This window comes from Pseudomonas sp. Ma2-10, assembly GCF_054330215.1.
The window spans coordinates 25,930-48,354 of record NZ_JBTEYL010000033.1 but is presented as its reverse complement, the minus strand read 5'-3'; the positions used below and the strand labels follow the sequence as shown (position 1 = coordinate 48,354).

Annotated in this window: 19 protein-coding genes; 5 read left to right on the top strand and 14 right to left on the bottom strand. The window is 50.2% G+C overall.

Going from position 1 to position 22,425, the window contains the following annotated elements; genetic code table 11:
- Positions 1-368: 368 nt before the first annotated feature.
- From ACXPVS_RS25435 to ACXPVS_RS25415, 5 genes are all read right to left on the bottom strand, one after another.
- On the bottom strand, positions 369-2,246 hold the full coding sequence (locus ACXPVS_RS25435; RefSeq protein ID WP_458512358.1) for a hypothetical protein: 1,878 nt from the start codon (positions 2,244-2,246) through the stop codon (positions 369-371).
- On the bottom strand, positions 2,243-3,169 hold the full coding sequence (locus ACXPVS_RS25430; RefSeq protein WP_458512357.1) for a TniB family NTP-binding protein: 927 nt from the start codon (positions 3,167-3,169) through the stop codon (positions 2,243-2,245). Before ACXPVS_RS25430 ends, ACXPVS_RS25435 begins: the two co-directional genes overlap by 4 nt.
- Positions 3,170-3,175: 6 nt before the next feature.
- Positions 3,176-5,086 (bottom strand): hypothetical protein, encoded by a 1,911-nt coding sequence (locus ACXPVS_RS25425; RefSeq protein ID WP_458512356.1) that lies wholly within the window; start codon positions 5,084-5,086, stop codon positions 3,176-3,178.
- Complete coding sequence (locus ACXPVS_RS25420) at positions 5,083-5,742, bottom strand: TnsA endonuclease N-terminal domain-containing protein (protein ID WP_458512355.1); 660 nt, start codon at positions 5,740-5,742, stop codon at positions 5,083-5,085. Before ACXPVS_RS25420 ends, ACXPVS_RS25425 begins: the two co-directional genes overlap by 4 nt.
- 203 nt (positions 5,743-5,945) lie before the next feature.
- Positions 5,946-6,641, bottom strand: coding sequence for a hypothetical protein (locus ACXPVS_RS25415; protein ID WP_458512354.1), 696 nt, complete (start codon positions 6,639-6,641; stop codon positions 5,946-5,948).
- Between the two features lie 523 nt (positions 6,642-7,164).
- Here ACXPVS_RS25415 and ACXPVS_RS25410 point away from each other — a divergent pair.
- Positions 7,165-8,013, top strand: coding sequence for a hypothetical protein (locus tag ACXPVS_RS25410; RefSeq protein ID WP_458512353.1), 849 nt, complete (start codon positions 7,165-7,167; stop codon positions 8,011-8,013).
- Here ACXPVS_RS25410 and ACXPVS_RS25405 read toward each other — a convergent pair.
- Entirely contained in the window at positions 8,010-8,996 is a 987-nt protein-coding gene (locus tag ACXPVS_RS25405; protein WP_458512352.1) for a DNA-binding protein, read from the bottom strand. The genes ACXPVS_RS25410 and ACXPVS_RS25405 overlap by 4 nt on opposite strands.
- Positions 8,997-10,572: 1,576 nt before the next feature.
- Between ACXPVS_RS25405 and ACXPVS_RS25400 the strand changes: the two genes are divergently transcribed.
- The gene (locus tag ACXPVS_RS25400; RefSeq protein WP_458512361.1) at positions 10,573-10,893 is read left to right on the top strand and encodes a hypothetical protein; all 321 of its coding nucleotides are present in this window, start codon (positions 10,573-10,575) and stop codon (positions 10,891-10,893) included.
- Here ACXPVS_RS25400 and ACXPVS_RS25395 read toward each other — a convergent pair.
- Entirely contained in the window at positions 10,793-11,071 is a 279-nt protein-coding gene (locus tag ACXPVS_RS25395; RefSeq protein WP_458512351.1) for an oxidoreductase, read from the bottom strand. The two genes, ACXPVS_RS25400 and ACXPVS_RS25395, sit on opposite strands and share 101 nt — an antisense overlap.
- A 74-nt stretch (positions 11,072-11,145) precedes the next feature.
- On the opposite strand from ACXPVS_RS25395, the gene ACXPVS_RS25390 reads away from it, so the two are divergent.
- Positions 11,146-11,607, top strand: a complete 462-nt coding sequence (locus ACXPVS_RS25390) for a DUF2272 domain-containing protein (RefSeq protein ID WP_458512350.1) — start codon at positions 11,146-11,148, stop codon at positions 11,605-11,607.
- A gap of 456 nt (positions 11,608-12,063) precedes the next feature.
- Here the strand turns inward: ACXPVS_RS25390 and ACXPVS_RS25385 are convergent, their stop codons facing one another.
- Positions 12,064-12,963, bottom strand: coding sequence for a hypothetical protein (locus ACXPVS_RS25385; protein WP_458512349.1), 900 nt, complete (start codon positions 12,961-12,963; stop codon positions 12,064-12,066).
- 716 nt (positions 12,964-13,679) lie between these two features.
- Complete coding sequence (locus tag ACXPVS_RS25380; RefSeq protein ID WP_458512348.1) at positions 13,680-15,035, bottom strand: hypothetical protein; 1,356 nt, start codon at positions 15,033-15,035, stop codon at positions 13,680-13,682.
- Between the two features lie 605 nt (positions 15,036-15,640).
- On the opposite strand from ACXPVS_RS25380, the gene ACXPVS_RS25375 reads away from it, so the two are divergent.
- Together ACXPVS_RS25375 and ACXPVS_RS25370 are read left to right on the top strand one after the other, a co-directional pair.
- A complete protein-coding gene (locus ACXPVS_RS25375; RefSeq protein WP_458512347.1) occupies positions 15,641-16,258 on the top strand; it encodes a recombinase family protein in 618 nt (205 codons plus the stop codon).
- 18 nt (positions 16,259-16,276) lie between these two features.
- The gene (locus ACXPVS_RS25370; protein WP_458512346.1) at positions 16,277-16,837 is read left to right on the top strand and encodes a hypothetical protein; all 561 of its coding nucleotides are present in this window, start codon (positions 16,277-16,279) and stop codon (positions 16,835-16,837) included.
- Positions 16,838-17,317: 480 nt separating this feature from the next.
- Here the strand turns inward: ACXPVS_RS25370 and ACXPVS_RS25365 are convergent, their stop codons facing one another.
- The 5 genes from ACXPVS_RS25365 to proX all read right to left on the bottom strand — a co-directional run bounded on the left by ACXPVS_RS25365 (position 17,318) and on the right by proX (position 22,361).
- Positions 17,318-17,431: a TRIC cation channel family protein gene (locus tag ACXPVS_RS25365; protein WP_458512345.1), complete on the bottom strand. Its 114-nt coding sequence runs from the start codon at positions 17,429-17,431 to the stop codon at positions 17,318-17,320.
- A gap of 117 nt (positions 17,432-17,548) precedes the next feature.
- Complete coding sequence (locus ACXPVS_RS25360) at positions 17,549-18,700, bottom strand: MFS transporter (protein ID WP_458512344.1); 1,152 nt, start codon at positions 18,698-18,700, stop codon at positions 17,549-17,551.
- Between the two features lie 98 nt (positions 18,701-18,798).
- Positions 18,799-19,833, bottom strand: a complete 1,035-nt coding sequence (locus ACXPVS_RS25355; RefSeq protein WP_458512343.1) for a GlxA family transcriptional regulator — start codon at positions 19,831-19,833, stop codon at positions 18,799-18,801.
- 48 nt (positions 19,834-19,881) lie between these two features.
- Positions 19,882-21,231: an MmgE/PrpD family protein gene (locus tag ACXPVS_RS25350; RefSeq protein WP_458512342.1), complete on the bottom strand. Its 1,350-nt coding sequence runs from the start codon at positions 21,229-21,231 to the stop codon at positions 19,882-19,884.
- 86 nt (positions 21,232-21,317) lie between these two features.
- Complete coding sequence (gene proX / locus ACXPVS_RS25345) at positions 21,318-22,361, bottom strand: glycine betaine/L-proline ABC transporter substrate-binding protein ProX (RefSeq protein ID WP_458512341.1); 1,044 nt, start codon at positions 22,359-22,361, stop codon at positions 21,318-21,320.
- Positions 22,362-22,425 lie beyond the last annotated feature (64 nt).

Sequence of the window (22,425 nt, the reverse complement as noted above, 5' to 3'; positions counted from 1 at the left end):
AGACTATGAAGCGTTGTTGCCGTGGAACTGCTCACCGCAAATGCCACGGTAAACCAAGGCCTCACCTTGCGGTAGGTGGGGTTTATGGATCAGTTACGATGGACTGTAAATTAGTTAAGGTAGCGGGGGCTAATGAGGAAAGGACAAGCTGGGTTGGTTTTTCAAATCTTCACTCTGAAAGACCAAAGTTTTTTTTGGTGGCGATGAGCGGAGATATGTTTCAGGGAGGGGGATTACTGAGGAGTATGTAGTACAGGGCAAAATTTAAGATGGCATTTTGCTGATAGGGTGAAGTTGTCTAAGGTTGGGGGAGTTGTTGGTGGAGAGGCGTGTTCGAGTTTGAAGTTTGTAGTGGGTGCGTTTGAAGGTTAGATTTCATTAAGTATTTTGGCGTTTTTCTTGTTGTTTGCGAGTAAAATCTGTTGATGGCCGCACCCATGTTTCAAAATCGATGTGTTCAATATGTTCTGTGCTATGAGCTTCCTGATCTTAGACTCGGAAACTGAAAATAACTTGGAGGATTGTATTACTGAAACATAACTTTTTAAGTGTTTGGTTATAAATTTCACGTCTGCTTGAGTGATGAAATTTGTTCTGTATATTTTTGTTGGTTTTATTAGGCCGCTGTGAATGAAGCGAGTATTTATCAAGAGGCGGTGGGTTTTTGTCAAGGCGCAGACGTCTTTAATTGTGAAGTGAGATTTGCGCCAAGATACTAATGCGTTTCTCTCTGATGTGGAAATCCACCAATTAGGATTTGTGCAAGCGCATATGTGTGACAGTATGAACTTCGTTGTGGCGATGTTAAGTTTGATTTTTGATGAGAGTTCTTTAACAAGCTTATAGCCCATATCTGCTCTTGAATTTCTATGCCTTCTAAATGAGTTTATTTCATTGGATAAATTTTTGGGGATGGTATTTCTGTGGAAGATAGCAGGGAAGGAAGGTGTAGCGCGTGGGAATGCAAGTTCCAGTTTCATCTTTTTTAATGTTAGGGTAAGCGATCTTGTGAGGATGCCACAAGTTTTGGCTAATTCAGTAGCGAAGATATATTTTTGACGAAATTTTTGGATTTCGTTTTTAGGTATAAAAAATGCTCTATCGCCAGTTATGATGCCTGGAATCAGCCGTGCGCTGATTAGTTCACGTAGTGCAGTTGAGTTGGTGTGTAGTGTGTTTGCGGCTTGTCGTAGACTTGAATAAAATTCTGGTTCTCTGTTGTTTTTATGATTTTGTTGTATTGATAATTTGTAGTTGGTTATTTCGCATAGATTGCCGGCATGATAATAGATAATATTGGATGGGAAGTCTCTTAATGGAGTTACTTGCTTCTCGTGAATTAATTTCCTGGTTTTTGTGGTGCTGTCGATAGAGCGAGACAGTTCGTCGAAACTTAACTCAATATGCTTGCAGCAAAGTTTCGAGTTGCACGCTTTGTCTTGGTGATGGTTGCGGTTGATAAAATCGAGGGAATAATCTCTGATGTCCTGGTCTTTTACATGTAACCAAGGGGCCTGGAAAACCTGTAGCGGGAGTTTTCTATGAGTAGACAGTTCTCGGGTTAATAGCTCTTGTATCTGCTCTGTAATGCAGAGGCTGTGCTCATCTGTATGGATGAGATTAGGAAAAATTGCTGCGCGCATGTTCCTGTTTTTGTGTATGTTGTTCAATATGCGCCGAGCACTATGAGGGCCGAAACTTGTGTTTAACAAGATCTCTCGTTTGGGTTGTGGAAGAAGAATGTAGGAAATTAAGTAGTTGAAGCCGCAGCTGCAGTGAAAATTTTTTAGATTATACCATTTGTTATGAGCGCCACACTGAGGGCAGACTTTTAATAGCGAAAGATTGTGATATGGGCAGTCATCGAATATTTTTAGATCTTGTGGTGCGCGTGTATAGCCATCCGCAAGGCACTGCGGGCAGGGACAAAAATCGCTACGAAAAATTCTTCGTGGAACGGCATAGTTGTTGATGAATATCTTGGAGGTATTTAATAAAATTTTCTGAGGCTGGGGAAAAAACACCTCACGTAGATTTGGAGCCAGTGGGGGAGCTTCTTGACACAGCAGTTCAAAAATAGCGTGCTGATGAGTCAGCATTCCAATCCGATGAAGGTCACCTTCTATTTTGATGCTTCGGCACATTTTAGCTACACTGAAATAGCCATTTTTTTGAGCCGTGCGCATGAGGAGGCTGGTAGGGCTTTCGTCCGGATAAGGTATCGGTACAAAAAATAGTGATTTCATTTTTTGATGGCTTTTAAGACGTCGCGATTACTGATAAGGAATGGGTTTTTGCGCGGCTCAATACGTGTAGGTATAGAGTAATTGTCAATGCTCTGGGCGAAGTCTTCTAAAAGTAGGGTATGGTCCGCTCGTAACAATGCGCACTTGAAAGCGCCATACAAAATTAAGCGCAGGCCATCCATATTTCCCGCACAACCCATATAAATAGCCGATGCAAAGCGTTCGTCTGATAAGTAAACATAGTTATTAAGCTCTCCTAGGTTTATCATTTCTTCGGCGAAGGCACTAAGTACCAGCCGAAATTCCGAATCAGGTCTGCGGCTGAATGGAAAGGGCTTTAATGCTATACGGTATGTGTAGCGCCGCGCCAGCTGTCGATGCGCATTGATAATGACATCATAACCTTCTTCTCCAGAAAGGCAGATAGGAACGCCGCTTTCATTTAATAGATACTTAATCCAATCGCAGGTGGTTGTTTGCGTTTTTTCCGCACCTTTGGTCGCCAAATGATGGAATTCGTCAAAAAAACATAATTTAACCTTCCGATAAATTAAACTCTGAACGATTCGGTATTCTAATGATCCTACTTGGCCCGCCATGGGAGTTCCAAGCTTTCCTAATATTTCCTCTGCGAGGGTCTTTATTGTAGGTTTGGCAGGGATTGAGCAGTTTAGGCATGGTAGTGTTGCAGCCATTCCTAATTTGGAAAGCTCGTCTTTTTTTGGCCCCAATATGTGCTCAACGTGTTTGCATATGCTTGACTTTCCCACACCAGATTCGCCGGTCATTAAGACGCAACTGGGAGTGCCGCGCTCTTGTGTCGTTTCTATACTATTGGTAATAACATCAATTGCATTTTTATATTGAGCGTGCGGAATCGTAAATTTTTTAAATTTTTCGAGAGTGGCTGCAATGTCGATCATGAGGAGTTACTCTAGATAATAGCCATTTAAAGGAGGGCTCTTTGGCGATGGAGGGTTGTCCTCATCTGCTGCCCGAGGCGCGACAATTCGAGCTGCCGTTTTCCGTTTGTCCTGAGAGGTAGAAAGTTTGGGTTTGAGTTTGGGTTTGGATTTCTTTTGGTTTGTTTTGAACTGTTCTTTTTTTTCGGCAATATCTCTATGGATGTCGAGTAACGTACAGCAAGCAATTTCATCAGAGTATGTTAGCTTTTGCTCCCGGAGCCGTTTGCATACCAAATTGTGTTCATAAAGCGTTAACCCGTTTTGATATGCAGGGTTGGCTGCCTCGGCAGGAATTAGCACTGTTGGGTCTTCAGGATGTGCGACCAAAATCTTACCGAGGTCACTGATATCGTAATAAGCTATAGCCTTTTGCTTGGGTTTGAGTTTGTGTTTCAATTCTGCTAGCCCAGGTCCGCGCCACTGCAGATTGAAAAATGTAATTCGCCCCCCATTGATTGCACGGTGTTTAACCCCGCGCAAAATCTCGTTTAACTCAGTTTCTGACATTTTTTCAGGAGGTAGTTGTTTGGCCATCAATTGGTCCCACTTTGCGTTAGGAGTCATATTTAATTCGCTGTGGACAGTTTGGTGGTAGACACCCTCCAGCCAGAGAGAAAACTTTGCTTGTAGGTCTTCCATGGTCAGACAGGCTTTCGCAAGCGAGTCATACCCGCCCCGATGAGTTGGGTTGGAGAAGGTTGTACCGGGCAACGAATGAACAAAGGAGTTGAGTGTGTTATAAAAGCGTTCAATGTGAGCGTTTGCATCGGGAGTTTTTATTGGGATAAACGTGTGTTGGATGCTTAATGCGTCAAGTATTGTGATGACGGTATCATTGTAATTTTCGGGTCCGTTATCTCCGATGATGTGATGTGGTTTTCCCCGTTGTAGTTCTTCTCCGGAAGCTTCCTGCAATGCCATGCGCAATGTACGTAATGTCTTTTCTGCACAAGGGGGAGTGGCAGATAGGTCGTACGCTATGATTTTTCGACTTGCTACCTCAATCATAGCTTGCAGGTGAGCAATTTTCCCAAGTGGCGCGCCAGCTGCGTCCACCAATATGATGTCTAGCGGAGTCTTGCAATCAATGCCGCACAATTCTAGTAAGTAAGTTGGTTCCGCCCACCGTGAACTGGATTTATTGTTTTTTAGCCCTGCATGTATTCCCAGCCGTTTTGTGTCTTTCAATAAGCCACACAGTTTAGAAACTCTTCGGCGTACTGTACTCTGTGAGGGCAGATGAATGGTGGCAGCGTTATTTTCGCGGCGCAGTCGGTTGTTGTTGTAGATTTCACCCTTGATTAGAAAGTAAACGTAGGCGACGCTATGCTTTTGGTCGGACAGATAAACTTCGTTAATGTAGCGATCGATGATTTCGAGGGTTTCTATGGATGTGAATTTTCCTCGGGACAATTTGCTTTTTTTTTTGATCAAGGACCACGGTTTCCAGTTAGCGGCTTTGCAAACTTGCGTCCATTTCCAAAGGGCGCTAAAGGACGGTGTACGGGTATCACCCTGCAGTTTTCTTAGTGCCTCCAGTTCACGTTCGCAGTCTTTTTTTGGCAATACACCCATGAAAATTTTATTGATGCCCATGACATAAAAATGCTTTCGCTTTGCGGCGACAATGGCAGGATCATTTGAGTTGAGCATCAGCACTGCTGGGGAAATATCCAGCGGTGCACGTTGGCTCAAGATTATTTCCTTCCGATGCAGCAGAAACTGCAAGTCATCAGGACAAATATGCTGAGTTCGCCTGCCTTCTATATCTTTGAAAGAAACCAGGCCATTGGTAACGTTGATCACTTCATAAACTCTCCCGTCCATGCGGTAGCGCGCCCCTACTAACACAGGCCGTACGGGTTCCTCATTCATGGTGATTCTCCCAAGGTAACCTGCGTATCCAAGGTCAAGATTTCGTCAAAATTGGCCAGTAACAGACCTTTGAATAGTTGATGGCAGATCGAGCGAGGGGTCGGAGAGGAGGGAGTACCTAAAATAGTGCGGAGTGAGAAGGAGTCAGCGCAATGATTTAAATACTCGGAAAGGTAGTCTTGTTCGCGTTGGGTAATACCGAGGCTGCGAAAATACAAGTACCTGAGGGTGTGGAATTTACTGGACTCCGTCAATTGTTGCCGGTCGGCCAACTTTAAGACTGTGTGTATCGAGTCGCAAAGCTGTTGGAAGCTGGCCAGTTTTTCTTTGTACGACTCAGCAAGTAGCACGAAGTCATATTTGACTTCTGTGAAGTGATTGGCAGAATCCTGATGTTGGACAAAGAAGTCTGGGGTGTAGCGCAACGCCTGACCATCTGCATTCCAACGGAACGTATAAGGTTGAGAGGCGTAGGCGATGACGTCGGTGTCCCATTCGAGCCACACGCAATAAGCGGCCTCTAACTTTCCCTCGCATAGAATGTTACGGTGATTTTTCTGCGAGGGAAAATAGATTCGATGATATCCAGGATGACTTCGACGCAGGGCGCGTACCGGCGTTCGCGCTCCGTTTAACCACTCATGTTCACTCCACATGAATCAGTCCTCCAGAAAAAGTGTCAAGGCAGGGCGGTAAATCAGACCGGCAGGGACTCAACAAAAAACACATAGACATTTATTCATTACTGCAATACACATTGGCGTGGATTTGTAGCCTCCTCCTTTAGTCAAATTGTATAGGTTTCCGCACTGCTTAATGGCGTTACCGCATTTGGGCCCCGCGGTTAGTTTGGTAGGCATCAAGCCAAACGATAAAGAGCCAGGATGTAACGCTTAGTTGAGACATCAATGTGATGGACTAGGGCCAAGTTTTGGTAATACTGGGCGAGCTTGGTCGCTTTTTTCGTTTTTCTCAAGTGCTCATCATCTCGGGTCTGTGGACCTTTATTTACTACTGCGCGAAGCTTACGATTTAAGTTCGTTGCTGCTTGGTTTTTCAGCATTCTTGTGAAGTAATCAAAGAGCCGGTATTGATAGACAGAGGAAGTGGGAGCTGTTTTGCAAAATTCGCTAAAAATTAGCATCGGAGTTCTCATTACCTGTCTTGTTTGGGGGGCAATTAAAAAAACATCCAGGTTGTGCCACTCAAGTTTGAATTCATGTTTTGACAAAGTCCTCTTCTTAGGTGTTGGCGGTTGCCAGTTGTTGCGTGTTTTTTTTTGAGCTGTGCCAGCCTGTTGGACTCTTTGATATATAGTTGATAGTGAGGGTGTGGCAAATGTTTTGTCGGCGTCATACGCTCGATCATATAGTACAAATTTCCAGGCAATCATCTGCCATAAATATGTAATCGTTGATTTTTCGGCTGATGATAAATAGCAATTTATCGAGTCATTGATGATTTCTACTCCGGTACCAGTGCGCGCATTTGGCCGGGGAGTTACGCATGGATCAAGGGCGCTTGATTGTCCTTCGGTGCGATTATCTTTTTTCATGGTTCAGTCCTCATTGCTATACGGGAATCGCCGTTACGTGATGGCTGAATTCCAAAGAGCCGAGGCATTGGCACCTGTTAACTCGTCTTGATGATCTAGCCAAGGCCGCGACAGTTTTGATGGTGAAACATGGTCCTAGTAGCGCGTTCGAAATGATCGTTGGCAAGTGGGCTATTGGCTTTAGGGCCCTTTCCAACAAGCCCGATCTTGCGTTTGATTAGGCAGCTTACATTCGTTCTAATCAAAGATGATTAAGACCAAAGACGCTCGCTGCTCGCGAATGGTGTTGCACGGTTGGTGGCGTAATTATCTGACTCGTGATGGCAAAAATGTACCCCTATTAAACTTGCCTGAAATTTTAACAAGCACGCGTAACGCTCTATATATTCGACGTATTTCTCTATGAGGTATTTTTGCTTCCGCGAAACGTTGAATATATTTAGCGGGTTGTTGCCAAATTGAGCGTAATAATGTGGACGTTGGCTGATTCCGAAAACTGCTGTTCGCCGTGTAGAGGTATTTGATGATGGTCGTACGCGAACGTCAAAACTGTCGACACTTGCAAATGCAGGTAGCGCTTTTAGTGCTATGCAACGTGCTCGACATAAAACCATCCCGCCAAGTGTTGGCTCGTAGGTTTGAACAGACCATGGATCGCCTGCAATCCAGTGAAGAAAATGAGCGGTGGGGGCTCGCATTGCGCGGATACCGCTATTCCGAGGCGCACCTTCTCTGCATTGCGAACCGTGTCCCTGCAGTACAACGATTGGTCCAGCATCCGTTCTGGCGTGTGTTGGAATTGAGCTTCTTTCACTCAAACACCGACGATTTGTTGAACCAATATTTTCCAGGCTGTTTGAGTGCCAACGCCCAAAAGTTACGGGAAAGCTTGGCGCGGTGTGATGAACTTGACCGCCTGACCATGTGTTTGTTACTGGCGGTCAGCAAGCCAAACTGGTCGCGTGACCACCCGGCAGCAGTGGTTAGTGCGGTCAGTCGGCTCTGTGCTCAACAGGCCTGGTACCCGGGGCGCTACCTTCTGGCTAGTCTTATTTGGTGTTGGTTAGAGCATATACATGGACTCTCGCGTGTTCAGAACTGGTTCACAGGCGATGAGGAACTCAATTTTAGAGTGGGGTGTTGGCAAGACCTGCAGGAATGGAGTTCAGGAACGCCGTTGGTGCATGACGAACAAGGGTGGTGGGCCTTTGGTTACGTGTTTGAACAGGCTGATCGGTCTAAACAACAGCAGCTCCAGCAGGCGTTGCGGCTACGGTACGAAGTTAAGGGTCCGGTTTTTGGTAATGCCACGCTGCATTCGGCTTATCGATGCTGCAGGGGGGTGCTACGGCGGTGGAATATTTCAGGCTAATTCGATTTAGGCGGCTCTGTCTCAGGAGACACCGCCGGCCAACCGTTGGCTTTCGCCACTTGAACCCATCTTGCCAATTCGCCTTTCAGGTGTTGGCAGCTTAGTGCGCTCAATTGCAGCGCGCGCTGTGCCTCAGCTAATTGATTGGAGACCACCTGGTTAACGCCATGTTGCTGTTCAAGGTTGGTGCGGAGTTGGTCAAGGTGTTTCGTGACGACTCGCAACTCCTTGTCGAGTTGATGGGCCTGCTGTTGTTTAGCCGTTAGCTGCTGGATCAACGCTTCATTGTCCCGATTGAGCAGGACAAGTGTTTCCTGGCTGGCGTTGCACTGCGCCTGCACGTGGCGTAGTTCCCCATTGATTAACTGAAGCTGATGTTCGTGTTGCCGTATCAGTTGCTCGCGCAGTGCCTGACTTTGGTCCCGGTAATGCTCTAAATTCAAGCGGGTGTGGGTGTGTTGTTCGGTCAATTGGGCAATCTGCGCGTCTTTCTCCTCAAGACGGATCAGCAGTCCGTGGTTGTCCGCATGCACTTGCTGGAGCTGTGCCGTTTGATCACTCAACGCGTTCAGCATCTGCTGTTGCTTTGTTTGTGCGGACGTTATCTGGGTCTGCCAGTCCGCCACCTGTTCGGCCTGCCTGTCCAGCATTTGTTGCAATCGCTGTAAGTCGGCGTCGTGCTGGATTCGTTCCTGGGCCTGTTCGGCGTGTACCTGCGTCACCACCAAGTCTGTTTCCACCTGCAGTTGGTGGGTGAGTTCGTCAATGATATGGAGGATCGGTGTGCTGATTCGGTCCCTGACGGAAGACAATGCGGTGCTGGGAGCCGGTTGCAGTTCTTTCAAATAGCGCGCGATGGTGGTTTTGGAGCCGGTATTGCCCAGTTGCACCCGCACCGCATCAATGCTCGGATACTGCCCGCGGCTGCGTAACGCCGTGCAGGCGTCTTGCACCAACGCTTTGTTAATGCCACCTCGGGCCATGCTCCACCTCCCGACGATTTCGTACTGTGTCACGGGTCATGTAATTACAGGCTATGAAACCCTCCATGGCTGTTGTGTCGCAGGCGTCTGCTGGTACGGGGTAACTCGGGGTTACCCCGTGTCAGGCGATATTTTCAGCGTTTTTGTGCGGAAAACCCTTACACCGGCCACCCTCTGACCCACTTTGGCGCCGAGCGCGTCGGGTCTGCAGGCCTTGGGCCTAACGTTCAGCGTAGTTCGATTTGGCCGGCGCACCGCGGCGTGGGCTTTGTTGGCCGCGAGTTGTTTGTGACGAAGGGGAGGCGGACAGGTTTCAAAGGAGGGAGGCACGGTGAAGCCACCCCATCCAGGCAGGAGGCGCCGGCGTCCGGGCTGCGATCAACGTGTTTGCATTTAGGGGCCGCGTTCGACCGTCGCCGCGTCGATTCGTCGGCTAACCAGCTGGGGTTGGCGGACGCTGACGAGCCTGTTTACTAGGGAATTATAGAGCGGGCCCCGGATACCGCCGTACTGGCGGCAGACACGAGCATAACTGGGCGGCAGTTTCGGCAATCTGGCGCCTGTTGGTAACCATGCCCCCATCCTTCCTGTCACCGTCACTGCAGGTGAGGCTGTCCACCTCCAGATGGGGTTGTCAGGCTGCCATAACGCACCTGGTGGCCTCGTGCGCAATCTCGGGATTAGTCATCCCCCCCACGAAATCTCTTCTTCAGCCGCGCAGGCGCTCCGGTGCCGATCAGATGGCCGTGGCATGGCCACGCCCCACTGCATGGTCAAAATAGGCGTAGAAGCACCCAACCCCATCCCTTCCTACGAGCGGTGCAACGGCGAGGTTGTAACCCACAGTACGTCTCCTATACGGTCTAGAATAGTTTACATAAAGTCCATTTTCTCACGTTAAAGTCTAGGAAAGCTGACGCTATGCGACTTCGAGTTCAATCTGACCAAGCCATCGCACAAGCCGTAGGAGCGCGAATCCAAACGCTACGCCTGAAGAGGAACATTAGCCTTGAGGCCGTGGCGCAAAATGCAGGCATCAGTCGTCAGACGCTGCATCTGTTGCTCAGTCAGGGAAAAGGCACCCTAATCAATCTAATCGCCGTACTGCGGGCAGTTAGCGAGCTCGAGCGTTTGAGTTCATTGTTGGAAGACGTGCGGCCCAGCCCGCTACAAATCATACGTATGGAAGGAAAAAAACGTCAGCGCGCTTCAGGTCACCGAAGTACTCCGGATGCAACCATCGCTGCTCACTCGAGCCCAATCAAAAGCAGCGATTGGTGATTACCGTAGTTCCATGACCCCATGAGAAAACCCGGGACACTTACAGAAGCCAATGCATGCGGTTTCGATCAATTGGCTTCTCCCATCATTGGCACCCTGGCGGAGGTATAGCCATCGGCTTTGACATCGGCCCCGTTTCGGTAACACGCTTGGGCAAGCAAGGTGACCGTGTGCGCTGCGCGATCGGACGCAAGATAATTGATTGTGGCGGTCGATGCGTTCGACAGTCGCTTTACAGAATCCCTCGATATACAAGCCCGCGTGACAGGTTGGCGACCCGGGCGAGGGCAACGGCATAGCAACGATCATTCTTGATCGCTCGCTGCAAAACCGCATCGACGACCAGATTGTTGACGAATTGGCTACGGCAGTCAGCGCGATCGAACGCAGTGACGCGCGCGTCGTGCTGGTGCGCGCCGCAGGCGAGAGCTTCAGCTTTGGCGGCGACATCACGTCCTGGCCCGATGACACCCCTCGCCAGTTGCGTGCACGCTTCGAGGGTTACATGGACGTCTTCAATCGCTTCGAACGTCTGCCCTTACCTTCTTCCAGCCCGCAATCTGTTCAGGAGTATAGATCCCGGGGGTATTCGTCCAGCCGACGGCCTGGGCGCTGATCTGGGTGCCTTCCGTAAAAATAAGGCCCGCCGATGCGCGCTGTGCGTAATACATCGCAGTCAATTCGTTGGCCACCTGATCCTTGGATCGACCTCTTGTCATCGGCGCCATGAACACCCGATTTTTGAAAGTGAGCTCTTCGTTGTTTAAGGGGGTTAGAAGCTTAAAATTTTCCATACTTTCCTCAGAATAAATTTTATTGAATGTCCGCCCGTGCTTAACAATTTCTCAAGTGCGGCTCGACCAAAGAAATGCTTCTGTCGGATGCTCGATTGGCTGGCTGCAACCCGCCGGCAAGAGTGGCGAACGAAGGGTCCGGTTCGGACCGCTTTACGGTTGCTCATCACAATTTCATACGCCGTTTTATCAAGGCACGAAAGAATGAGGTTAACGACTTGTTTTGGGGATATGCGATAGGCAATCCCGGATCCGCGCCGACTCCCGGTGATTTGATTGTATATGCCCGTTTTAGCAAAAAAGATAAGCGTAGTGACGCTGAAAAATGGGTAAGTGCGCGAGGACGCTTTGACCTCGACGATAACTACGATAGCCATACCGATGTAGTAGTAGAAGTCAGGCCAGGGGAGATGGACGTTATTGGTGCGAATGTCGAAAACAGCGTCACCATGAAAACCTTGACTCTTTCACCTGAGGGCCATCTGATCGATACGCACTACTATTGGTTCGCCACCCTCAAGTTCCAAGGTCATTGATCAAATGAAACAGTCTGAGTCGGTAGCCTGGGGAAGGAGACCCGCTTCCCCCTTCTGTTCAATCCTGAATTTGGCCACCAGGCACAGCGCATCAATGGGCAAGGTCTTGACCAGTGACTGACCGGACAGGTTTTTTCCGTAATACACTACCGCGGATGAATAGCTGTTGACCGGGTTTCGTTTCAGAGCCTAGCCCTATGAGGGGGATGCGCCGGCTACGGAAAGCTACCAGTGCGATCAGCGTTAGCTCTGCTGAGGATGAGAAGGTTTAAGGCAAATTCAGCGCCTTTTATTTGTTTTCTCTAGAGACGGCTTTGGAAAGCCGAGCAGCCCGATGATTTTATGCTCTTAGCACCTTCAAGAGTCGTTATCACCAGATGCAGGTGGTTGCGCAATGCCTCGCGCCAATTTTCATTGCGCCCAGCACTAGATCCGGGGGAATCCGGGGGCGCATATTTACTTCGGCGGATGTTTCAACAGAAATAGATATGGCTTATCGCCGTTTTCGCTGCCCATGATCGATTGTGACGACCAATAGGAATAGCGAACTACGCGGGGATCGTTTGCGATAATCTCCTCGGTAGCAGACAAAGCCAGCCCCATGGCCTGATCCCAAGTATGCCCATCCCATTTCTGCCCATAGGCTGCAAGACCCAGTACGATTGGTCCTTGTATATTCTTCATCTTGCCTAGGATATATCTCTGTCGCTTCCCAGGCCCCGATCTATTGTCATCGAATGCTTTGCAGCCTGAGGTGCATTTGCTGTAGACCTGCATTGAAACAAAATCGGCCGCATCAAGCGGGATCTCCCAGGCTCCGATATGACCACCATGCGTGGTGATGCCTACAGGAGTATTTGGTTTGATTGATTTGACTCGATCCTTAAAGTCTTGAAACGCAGCGGCGTGGTCTTTGTACCCGCAAGCGGGGTGCCGTCTCCAAGGGCCCTCAAGATCGAGTTCAACAGCATCGATACCCCCAGCTATCAAGGCTGGCACGAGGTCCGAGCCTGAATCCAGTAGATCATCAACCGCATTCTTCGTTGGCGGCAAGTAAACAGTCGCGATGACATACATGTTCTTTTTCCGAAGAGCCCTCACCAACCTCTCGACTTGGTCAACTTTGGCCAACGGTACTGGTTTCTGAGCAGCGGAACATTTCGTTACCTCTACCGGCTTTCTGGTCAACATGATGTGAACTCGACGAACACCAATGTCTTCAAGTTTTTGGATCAATGGATTGGAATACACCGCGGGACTCCTCCACCAGACGCCGCGTCCCTTCAACACTTCATCTAAATCAGCAGCGGACGCTCCTAGTGAGAGCCCGATAAACAGGAGCAGCGCCTTAGACATAGCTTATCCACCGAGCCGTATGGTCGACTCAGAGTAGTTCACACTTAGAGCAGCATCCATTTTTTGGGTATTCTCAATCGCGATAGGTTCTATTAAGTAAATACCTTTAAGATGCCTTGACGTATAGCAAGCATGCGTCTGAACTGGGGGATGCTTACCCTCATTGGTTTATCTTCCGATGGATTCACTTGGTCTGGCTTTAATGCGCATAGGTAAAATTATATGAAATTCCTCTACAAGCTAAGTTGGGCAATATGGTAATAGGTGCTTCGTCCCCATTGTTTGCAGATGACTGTGGGAAAGCCGGTACCATCGAGGGTAAGATTGATACAGAAAAGGTTTTGCTAAAAGCCCGCTATTTTGAAGACGGGTCAATAGCTGTCAGAGCCAGACTTTCTGTAAACCCAGATGGGGGGGCGGGCTCATACACCGAAGGTGACCACGGATTCACATATATAGCTAACGGCCTTTCGATTTTGCGTAATGGAAAACGACTGGGGTGCGATTTAAAGTGTTCAAAAGAGTTCTTCAAAGCAGAAGCTAAGGGCTTCGCAGTAGGTACTACAGAGTTTTGCGTGTATGCGATGGAGGTCGAGCCTGTAACACCAGGGCAAGCAAAGGTCTCGTGTGAGGACGGAAGATTCGTCATAGGTAACGGGAAAGGGCGCCCGAAATTGGGAGTCATGCTCGATACCGTAGCGGGCAAACAGGTGCAATCACCACCACAAATGGACTCCGTTCTTGCTTGCAACACTCTCTAGTAATTGCTTTACGCTATATCTATCGACCATGTACATCTGGCGATGATTAGGGTCTTCTAAAGGGAAATCTTTAGCATAGTTGCGCGTAAGGTGTTCTTTGCGATCCTTTAGAATACTGGCCGCCAAACTATCTTCAATCTTGCTTGAGATTATGGCTGCAGTATCGTCGGCATGATCTGGGTTGTCATGCACGTCGCTGACATCCACTACTTCATTTTTTTCGTTCTGTGTAACCCAATCATAAACTACTTCGTTCAGGCTAGCCACGCAGGCCATAGGAGACGCGCCCAGTGCTCGGTCTAAATCCCAACGTCCGGAAACTTTGTCGCTGAAAAAACAGGTTATTAACACTTCCTGGGGTTGAACGCCAAGAGCTGCCGTTAAGGTTACCTCTAAGTATGGAGGTGTACCTGAAACCACTCTACTATACCGTGGGGTTAGCGAACCTATATCTTGGGTCCTACTAGTGATCAGCTCAAAAGCTATCAGGGTAGGAGCCAGAGTAGAGAAATATTGATTTTTTCCTACAGCAGCCGTTGCTTCTTGTAGCAGGGGGACGGCATCCGTACCCTTTAAGAAGCCAAGGGCATGTAACCAGCCGTAGTTTTCTAACAGAAGTTTCCAACCAAGAACGGCGGCGTAACCCTTAACAATGCCACTTACAACGCTTGAGCAAATGCCCCAGATTAGCTTGGCTTCAGAAGCAGTAGATACGTTATCCCGTTCTCTGATATAGGTTTGGATGGCAATCATGAGAAACTTTAGGAATCCTCCCATCGCCTTGGACTGGATGATCTGAGGAGTAAGGCCATTATTGGAAGAAAACTCTGTTCCTCGCTCGCATATTTCGCGAGCATGCTCGAAGAATAAAGCGGATACAGTGTCCAGCTCTTTCTGCCAGGAATCCACTTCCTTGCATCGATTAAAAAGATCTCTAAAAATGAAAGACATAACATCGGTATAGTGAGTAGTCCACTGAAATATGTGCTGAACCTTTAAGCGTTCTAACATCTCTTTGTATGTGTCAGACGCGCTGGTCGCGTCGTCGACAATATCGTCGGATTCCTGAGCGCTTGACTCCGGCTTGTTTAAGAACTCATCCAAAAAGGCAGACAGTTTCCTCTTTCGCTTTTTTTCAAATCCGTCATTGATTACTAGCTTCAGCTGCGGGGTTAAAAGCACAAGCTCGTCCCTGCTGACAGTGGCAACCAGCTCTATGATAAGTTTTTCGGCTTCTTCCCTTCGCCAGTCTTTAACAAGTGAGTTGACCAATTGTAGTGAGTGTTTACTGCTACCACTTATGGACGCCATACCATATACCTTATCTATAATTTATCAGGCTGTGACCGCAGTTAGTCGGCGCCGGAACCAGCTGCAATGCCGATTTTGGTAGTGTAAATATTCAACGCAGAACGAAAAATACGGCATTTTTGCGTATGCATGACAAGCTCTTCCTAATCGACCTCTGAAATGAACCATCCTGTCCACGACGTGCCGTTTACATAGGTTCTAAACGTCCTTCTCGGTGGTTAGAGAAATGCTCATCACTTTCACATCTTACCGCCCTAGCTAGACATTCATGATTTCCTTTGCTTTCAGCATCCCAGCTTGGTTTTTCTTATTTTTGACCCTGACTTTCACCTCTACATTGTTAAAAGCATTGCCAGGCCAGAGAAGAACTTTGAGTTTTATGCCCTGCTTGCTTCATCGCCAAAGACAAGTGCCATCATCCTAGCATTGCATCACGGTCAGCAACTAGCGCTCGCTATACCTTCCCTACCTGACACAGCGGTTCACAAAGGGTATGCCCATCCAGATACGGGCAGATTTTGCCTTTTTTAGCCTTTTTGCTTGATAAGTAACACCCAAAGTGAAACAGTGTTAGGAGAACACCCTAACTGATACAGGCACCCATCTTGTTCATCCGTGCATACCTCCGAGCATCGACCGAAGAGCAGGACGCCAGCCGCGCCCGGGCATCGCTCGAGCAATTCGCCACCGACCATAACAAGGTCATCGCGAGTGAGTACCTGGAGAACGCCAGCGGCGCCACGGCGGAAAGACCCGAGCTGCTGCGCCTGCTCAAAGATGCGCGCAAGGGTGACGTGTTGCTGGTGGAGTCGATAGACCGGCTCTCCCGCTTGCCGGTAGAGGACTGGCAGAAGCTCAAAGCTGCGATCGACTCCAAGGGGTTGCGCATCGTCGCGCTCGATCTGCCAACCAGTCACCAGGGAATGCAGGACACAAAGGGCGACGAGTTCACCGGACGGATGCTGGGCGCGATCAACTCAATGTTGGTGGACATGATGGCCGCCATTGCCCGCAAGGATTACGAGCAGCGGCGCGAGCGCCAGGCCCAGGGGATCGAGAAGGCCAAGGCCGCGGGCAAGTACCAAGGCCGGCCGATAGACGAGGACCTTCACAGAAGGGTCAAGGAATTGCTGCTTGCTGGTCTCGGCATTCGGGCAACCGCGCGGCACGCGGGCTGCTCTACCACTACCGTGCTACGTATACGCGAAACATCCGCAGCTTAAATCTGAGCAGGCAATTACATGAAATACCAACCCTATATAGACTTCACCGCCCAAGGCGCCAACGTTCAGACACTGATGACAATGTACCGAGATCTTGGGGAGGCGCCTGATATGGCGACTAAGATCACGCCTATCGTGGTGTTCATGGCTTTTTCAATAGAGTCCTACTTGAACTCCATTGGCTCCAGGCACATTCCGTTCTGGGAGGAAATAGAGCGTGTTCTGTGGAGAACCAAAGTAAATATAATTTACAAAAGCGTGGGCCAGAATGCTGACTGGGGTGCGAAGCATTTACAGTTTGCTGCAGCGATATTCAAGCTCAGAGATAACCTTGCCCACGGCAAGCCTGAGCAAGTGCGTGGCCCGGTTGTGGACGATCAGGAAAGTGCCTTGGCAATTTTGGCGAGCGCTGATTTCCGCCCGCTCTGGTACAACCAACTGAACAAAGCGTGGGCAATGAAGGCAAAATCTGACTTCACGGATCTAATGCAAACTCTCGGAGCCTTGCACGGGCTCCACGAGTCAGATCACCTTTCCGCGTCGACCGGCGGGATTCTGGTCGACGATGAAAAAAACTGACCCTATTGAATTTCCATTATGAAAAAGCCCCGTGCGAGCAATGTCCGACGGGGCTTTTTGTTTGCCTGCTGCTGTCACCCTGCTGTCACGAAAAAAGTGACCTTCCAGGTGATCGGCTCGAGAGGCTTAATTTATATGGTGTCCCAGGGCAGTTTAGAACTGCAAACCTTCCCCTTATGAGGAGGGAGCGCTTCCGATCTCGGACCGAAGCAGGAATATACTCGAATGACGTTGAACCCCAGGGGCGACTGTTTACGGTAGTGAAGTCAGTGGCCGCAGTTGGCCGATTTCTGCCTGTCGCCACCCTCAGTTATGTGGCTTAGGGCTGGCGACCAGTTAAACATTGAGAGTTGGATGGAGTGATGGTGTTAAATCCAGTCCGGGATACGACTCCGCCCCCTAATGTTTGAGGCTTCAATCGACACGAACCTGTTCGGTGACCCGCGGTAACCGAATGCGGTTTAATGCCAGCCGGGCGAGCTAAGTGATGCCAAGCACCACAGCACCGAATAAATCGACATCGGCTTTTTTGATAGCCAGCACACCAGTTATGGAAAACACGGCTATGCCTAACATTTCTTGAAAATAAAGCATCCGGTGTTCCTTTCTCGACTTTCTGGCTGGTCAATTACGGCGACGAGAGTAATCCGACGCGTGCCGATCGTGAAACATCCTCGCTTTTGGGTTGAAAGCGCGCCTGAAAAGATTCGGTTAATTACGAAGTGATCGTGCTGTCGCACTGACAAAAACCAGCAGAACACTTACGCAGCCAAGAGCGAATGACAAGGTGCTCAGATGGGCGACGGCTCCGATAAATACGGGACCTATCAGAATCCCCGCGTAGCCCATCGAGATGACAGCGGGGATGGCTACCGCCTGTGGCATACGTTGCTGACGGCCTACAGCAGTAAAGAGCACAGGGACAATGTTTGAGCATCCAGCACCGACCAGAGCGTAGCCAATCAAGGACGCGGCCCAGCCATCGATTCCAAGCGACACGATGATGCCTGCGGCTGCGCAGAGTCCGCCAAGCGCAACGACGCGCACGCCCCCTAGTTTGCTGACGATGGCATCTCCTGTCAGGCGGCCCACCGTCATCGCAGCGGCGAAGGAGGCGTAGCCCAAGCCGGCGATGCTCGGCTCTAACCCTCGGCTCGAGACAAGGAAAACCGCGCTCCAGTCGAGGATTGCGCCTTCAGTGAGGAAGACGATGAAACAGAGTGCCCCTAAAAACAGCACGATACCCTTAGGCACCGCGAACATGGGTCCACCCCGTTCAGTGCCATAAGTCAGCAAAGCAGGCGCTGCCTTGTAAAGCGCTCCCAAAACTGTGGCAACGATGCAGAGCGCGGCAATCAATGGATCGAGGCCCAAGGTCAGCAGAGCGGTCATCGCCCCGGCGCCCAATATGCCTCCGACGCTGTAAAGGCCATGGAAGCCGGACTGAAGTGCCTGTCCGCTGTTTTTCTCGACAATGACGGACTGTATGTTCATGGCGCAATCAAGCATGCCCATGCTGGCCCCGAAGATAACGACAGCGATGACCAGGCCAGGCAGCCAGGCCACGGTGCTCAACAGCGGAAAAACGGCACACAAGACAATCGTCGCCCAGATTACGACCGGTCGGCATCCATAGTGTGCAGTGAGATATCCAGCGAAGGGCATGGCCACAATAGATCCACCGCCCAGGCCAAGCAGCAGCAACCCCAGGCCACCATCGTCCAGGCCAGCGCGGGCTTTAACCAATGGAACCAGAGGCGCCCATGCGGACATGAGTAAGCCCGCGATAAGGAAGGCGATGCGTGTGGACATCCGCTCGCTATGGTTAGCTGTGGGTACCAACACCGGCGACGGAGCATTCATAATTTTCGGTAATCCTTATCGATGATGCCAGCCATCGTTTACTCGGCTTAGACGGTGCGGGTTTCGTATGTTTGTCGCGTGCCCGGGTTTCGGAAAACTTAGCGCCTGCGCTCATACGTTGCTCGATAACTGCTTGGCGCGACGCCAAAGAAGTCACGAAAGCGCATATGGAAGTTGGCGAAACTACAGAAGCCGGTCGCAATCGCGATATCGGTGATCGGCCGATTGCTCTGCAGAATAAGCTGTCGCGCTCGAGTCAAGCGCAGCTCAAGGTAGTAGCGTGTGGGCGTAGCACCCACGAAACGGCAGAAGCGACGCTCCAATTGTCGTCGGGAAATGTTCACACATTCAGCCAGCTCGTCGATCGAAAGGGGCTCTTCGATATTCTTTTGCATCAGTTCTAAAGCGAGCTTCAGGGTTTGTGGCAAGGTGGGGTCAGAGTCAACGATGACAGTCGATATCCCCGAGACTTCAGAGGTTTGATCGCAACTGAGTATTTCCTCGACAGCATGGGTCAGCGACACGCCTTGTTTAGCGGTGATGAGCTCCAGCATCATGCGTAACGAGCTGCTGGCGCCGGCGCACGTGATACGGTTTCGATCGATTACGTGCGTTCGACAAGAGACCAGCACCTTGGGGAAAACATCCTCCATCATCGCTCGCCCATCGGGATGGAAGGCACACTCGACACCGTCCATTAGCTGAGCTTCCGCCAGGAAAAATGCGCCGTTCCACAAACCGCCCATGGTTGCGCCTAGAGAGGCGACGTTACGCAGCTTGCGCCGTAATAGCGGGTCGCTGATCAGCTTCACTCGCAATCCACCGGCGACGATGAGAACGTCGATACGATCCGGAAGTTGGGATAGCTCCAGGTCTGCTGAAATCGAAATTCCCAGATCACTCATTACCAGACGGCTCCTGATGCCGACAGTCAATACCTCAAACGCTGGTGTCTCACTAATCAGGTTGGCGGTCACCAGCGCATCGATAGCACCGGTGAATGACATCATCGAGAAATTGTTCAAAAGCACGAAAGCTACACGAGTCACCGCCTGCGGCTTTATTGGTTTCTCCGCCGTATAGGAGTACCCCATGTTCTTGTCTTTGAGCACGCTCTCGAATACGAATGGCATAAATCCTCTTTGACACCTGAACGAATAGCTAAGAAACCGTTGCGGAGTCTAGGCAGCGGCTTTCGGAGCGGACAGCAACAAATCAAAGAATGATTGGCAGTCTTCACTACCGGGCAATGCTTCAACACTGTTCTTGATGGCATTGCTGAGTGTGGTTCCCAAGCTGTCATCAGCCAGTAAATGGTACTTGGCAGTGAGTTCGTCACTCGACATAGGGTTGCCGGGGTCGCCCTTGGCCGTCGCGGTTGGGCTCGTAAGACGCGTGCCGTCTTTCAGGGTAACCGTGACGCGGGAGAGGATTTCCTCTGGGAACCTGGCAGACAGGTCAGGCGCCTCATGAAGGGTTATTTTCTCGCTGATACTCAAGATGTCTGGCGCATGAATAGAATCGCCGGTGACCTCTTTTGGCCCCAGCTTCCCGCGAACGATCAAGGCAGCCAGCGGGAACGCCAGCGCATATTGGGCCTCGTCCGCATTCTTCGGAAAATGCCCCTGCAAGCACACAGACTCATGGAATGTTTCGACATCTATGGCCTCGATCAACTCAGCAGTGATGACCGGATGTGCTCGCATCAAATCGGTCATGGCCGTGAGTGCCGGTTGCGCCCAGCGACATACCGGCCACGGTTTGAAATATTGTTCGTCGATCTCCCAGCGGGCTCCGATGTCCTGCCAGAAAGTGGAAATCTCCAAAGGTTCAACAGTGGCGGCTGGAGCGCCAGTGACACCGAGCTGTGCCATCAGTAGTGCGTTCAGTCCGGCATACGCCCCGGCACCGTGGGCGTCACGCAACATCGTCGGAGAACTCACCAGGCGCATCATCGGGCACCTGGGGCCAAAGTATTCCGCGATACCCAGTGCATGACGGAACGTCGTTTCATCAAGCTTCAGCAAGCGGGCGCCAGCGCAAACGACCCCGATCCCGGAAAAGGCGCCTGAGGCATGATATTCAGGGGCAGTGGCCATCAATGCCTGGCCCGCCCGCAAGGCGGTCTCGTAACCGATGCACAGTGCGCTGAGGAATTCCTCGCCGCTGATGTCTTTGCCCTGACTGCGATACGCGTCTACCAATGCAACAATGGCCGGGACTACGGTTGCACCCGCATGCCCCTTGGAGGTGAAGTGACCTTCATGTGCATCCAGGCTATCAACGCAGAAGCCGCCTGCATACGCGGCGCCCAATGGATGTACGGCTCTGCCGTCGAACCAGAGGCGGCTGGACAGCTTGTTGGCAGAGTAGTGGGTGTCAGCGTAGGTTTTGAGCATCACGCTGGTTTGATTGTCGCGAGCACCGGCGGCCACACCAATGATGTCGAGCAGGCAAGTTTTAACCAACTCCCGTGTATGCAGGGGCGCGTCCTTGTAACTGAAATTCTGGACGAATGAATACAACTGCATTTCATGATTCCTGAATGATGAACGCCCAAACGGATAAAAGGTTGCCCGGGGAAGGGCAACCTTTTATGCAGATTTAAATGAAGGGACTAATTTTTTACGGTGGCGGTATTAGCCGCGGCTCGTGCGTCTGCCAGCCAGCTGTCGTACTTCGCGCGATGGGCCGCGATCCATTCTTTGGCGTGACGAGTTATGTCAGCTGCACTTTTTTCACCGTTGTGCATTTTCAGATTTTGCGCGCTTTCATCGTCGGTAGTGATCTGCATTTCAGACAGGAACTTCACTGCAGCCGGATTTTTCTCGGCGAACTCTTTGTTGATTACCGCTTTGACACTGTCTACGGCGAAACCAAGGTTTTTACCATTAAAGGTAGTGTTGACATCGTTTTTGCCACCTGGAAGATCCGTACGCGGCACGGTTAACCAGACAACATCTTTGCCTTCGACCAGAACACCGGAGATCCACTGAGGCACCCAGGTGTAATAGAGAATCGGCTTGCCTTGTTTATAACGAGCGATGGTGTCAGCCATCAATGCAAAGTAGGAGCCCTGGTTATTTGTGACGCTTTTTTCCAGGCCGTAGGCTTTCATATGGTGGGCAATGATCAGCTCACAGCCCCAACCGGGGTTGCAACCTGTCAGGTCGGCTTTACCGTCGCCATTACTGTCGAACAGCTTGGCAATTTCTGGCTTTTTCAAATCTTCGATATTGGTGATGTGATACTCATCAGCCGTTTTCTTATCGATCATGTAGCCCTGCAACACACCCGGCATAATGTCGCCGGTTTTCACCATCGTCTCATCGCCGCCGGCCTTCTGGTAGAAAGATTTGTGCAGCTCTTCCCACAGATGTACCGAGAAATCAGCGTCACCATTGGAAATCGCTACCATCATGGTGGAGTACTCGGTTTCCTTGGGGGTCTCAACGTCGTAGCCCAATTCCTTGAGACCCGCCATTGCAATCTCTCCGCGGAATCGCTCTTCGGCGATTGACGGGAAAATGGGAGTGATTGATACCCCTTTTCCGGGCAGCTGTGCCGTGGCGGCCGATGCGAAAACAGGTGAAACCGCTAGTACTAAAAGTGCCACAGAATGAATGAATTTCTGTTTTATGCCGACTGTTGTGAAGTTCATTATCGTTTACCTTGGCTTGGTTAAGATGTTGGCAGTTCTTTTGATTCCCGACGCGCCGCTAGGC

Excerpts from the sequence above, each read along its gene's own strand:
- ACXPVS_RS25405 (WP_458512352.1), bottom strand. The coding sequence starts at position 8,996 with ATGGCCCGAGGTGGCATTAACAAAGCGTTGGTGCAAGACGCCTGCACG.
- ACXPVS_RS25420 (WP_458512355.1), bottom strand. The coding sequence starts at position 5,742 with ATGTGGAGTGAACATGAGTGGTTAAACGGAGCGCGAACGCCGGTACGC.
- ACXPVS_RS25435 (WP_458512358.1), bottom strand. The coding sequence starts at position 2,246 with ATGAAATCACTATTTTTTGTACCGATACCTTATCCGGACGAAAGCCCT.
- proX (WP_458512341.1), bottom strand. The coding sequence starts at position 22,361 with ATGAACTTCACAACAGTCGGCATAAAACAGAAATTCATTCATTCTGTG.
- ACXPVS_RS25385 (WP_458512349.1), bottom strand. The coding sequence starts at position 12,963 with ATGTCTAAGGCGCTGCTCCTGTTTATCGGGCTCTCACTAGGAGCGTCC.
- ACXPVS_RS25425 (WP_458512356.1), bottom strand. The coding sequence starts at position 5,086 with ATGAATGAGGAACCCGTACGGCCTGTGTTAGTAGGGGCGCGCTACCGC.
- ACXPVS_RS25430 (WP_458512357.1), bottom strand. The coding sequence starts at position 3,169 with ATGATCGACATTGCAGCCACTCTCGAAAAATTTAAAAAATTTACGATT.
- ACXPVS_RS25410 (WP_458512353.1), top strand. The coding sequence starts at position 7,165 with ATGATGGTCGTACGCGAACGTCAAAACTGTCGACACTTGCAAATGCAG.
- ACXPVS_RS25355 (WP_458512343.1), bottom strand. The coding sequence starts at position 19,833 with ATGCCATTCGTATTCGAGAGCGTGCTCAAAGACAAGAACATGGGGTAC.
- ACXPVS_RS25395 (WP_458512351.1), bottom strand. The coding sequence starts at position 11,071 with ATGGAAAATTTTAAGCTTCTAACCCCCTTAAACAACGAAGAGCTCACT.
- ACXPVS_RS25390 (WP_458512350.1), top strand. The coding sequence starts at position 11,146 with ATGCTTCTGTCGGATGCTCGATTGGCTGGCTGCAACCCGCCGGCAAGA.
- ACXPVS_RS25380 (WP_458512348.1), bottom strand. The coding sequence starts at position 15,035 with ATGGCGTCCATAAGTGGTAGCAGTAAACACTCACTACAATTGGTCAAC.
- ACXPVS_RS25350 (WP_458512342.1), bottom strand. The coding sequence starts at position 21,231 with ATGCAGTTGTATTCATTCGTCCAGAATTTCAGTTACAAGGACGCGCCC.
- ACXPVS_RS25365 (WP_458512345.1), bottom strand. The coding sequence starts at position 17,431 with ATGCTTTATTTTCAAGAAATGTTAGGCATAGCCGTGTTTTCCATAACT.
- ACXPVS_RS25415 (WP_458512354.1), bottom strand. The coding sequence starts at position 6,641 with ATGAAAAAAGATAATCGCACCGAAGGACAATCAAGCGCCCTTGATCCA.
- ACXPVS_RS25370 (WP_458512346.1), top strand. The coding sequence starts at position 16,277 with ATGAAATACCAACCCTATATAGACTTCACCGCCCAAGGCGCCAACGTT.
- ACXPVS_RS25360 (WP_458512344.1), bottom strand. The coding sequence starts at position 18,700 with ATGAATGCTCCGTCGCCGGTGTTGGTACCCACAGCTAACCATAGCGAG.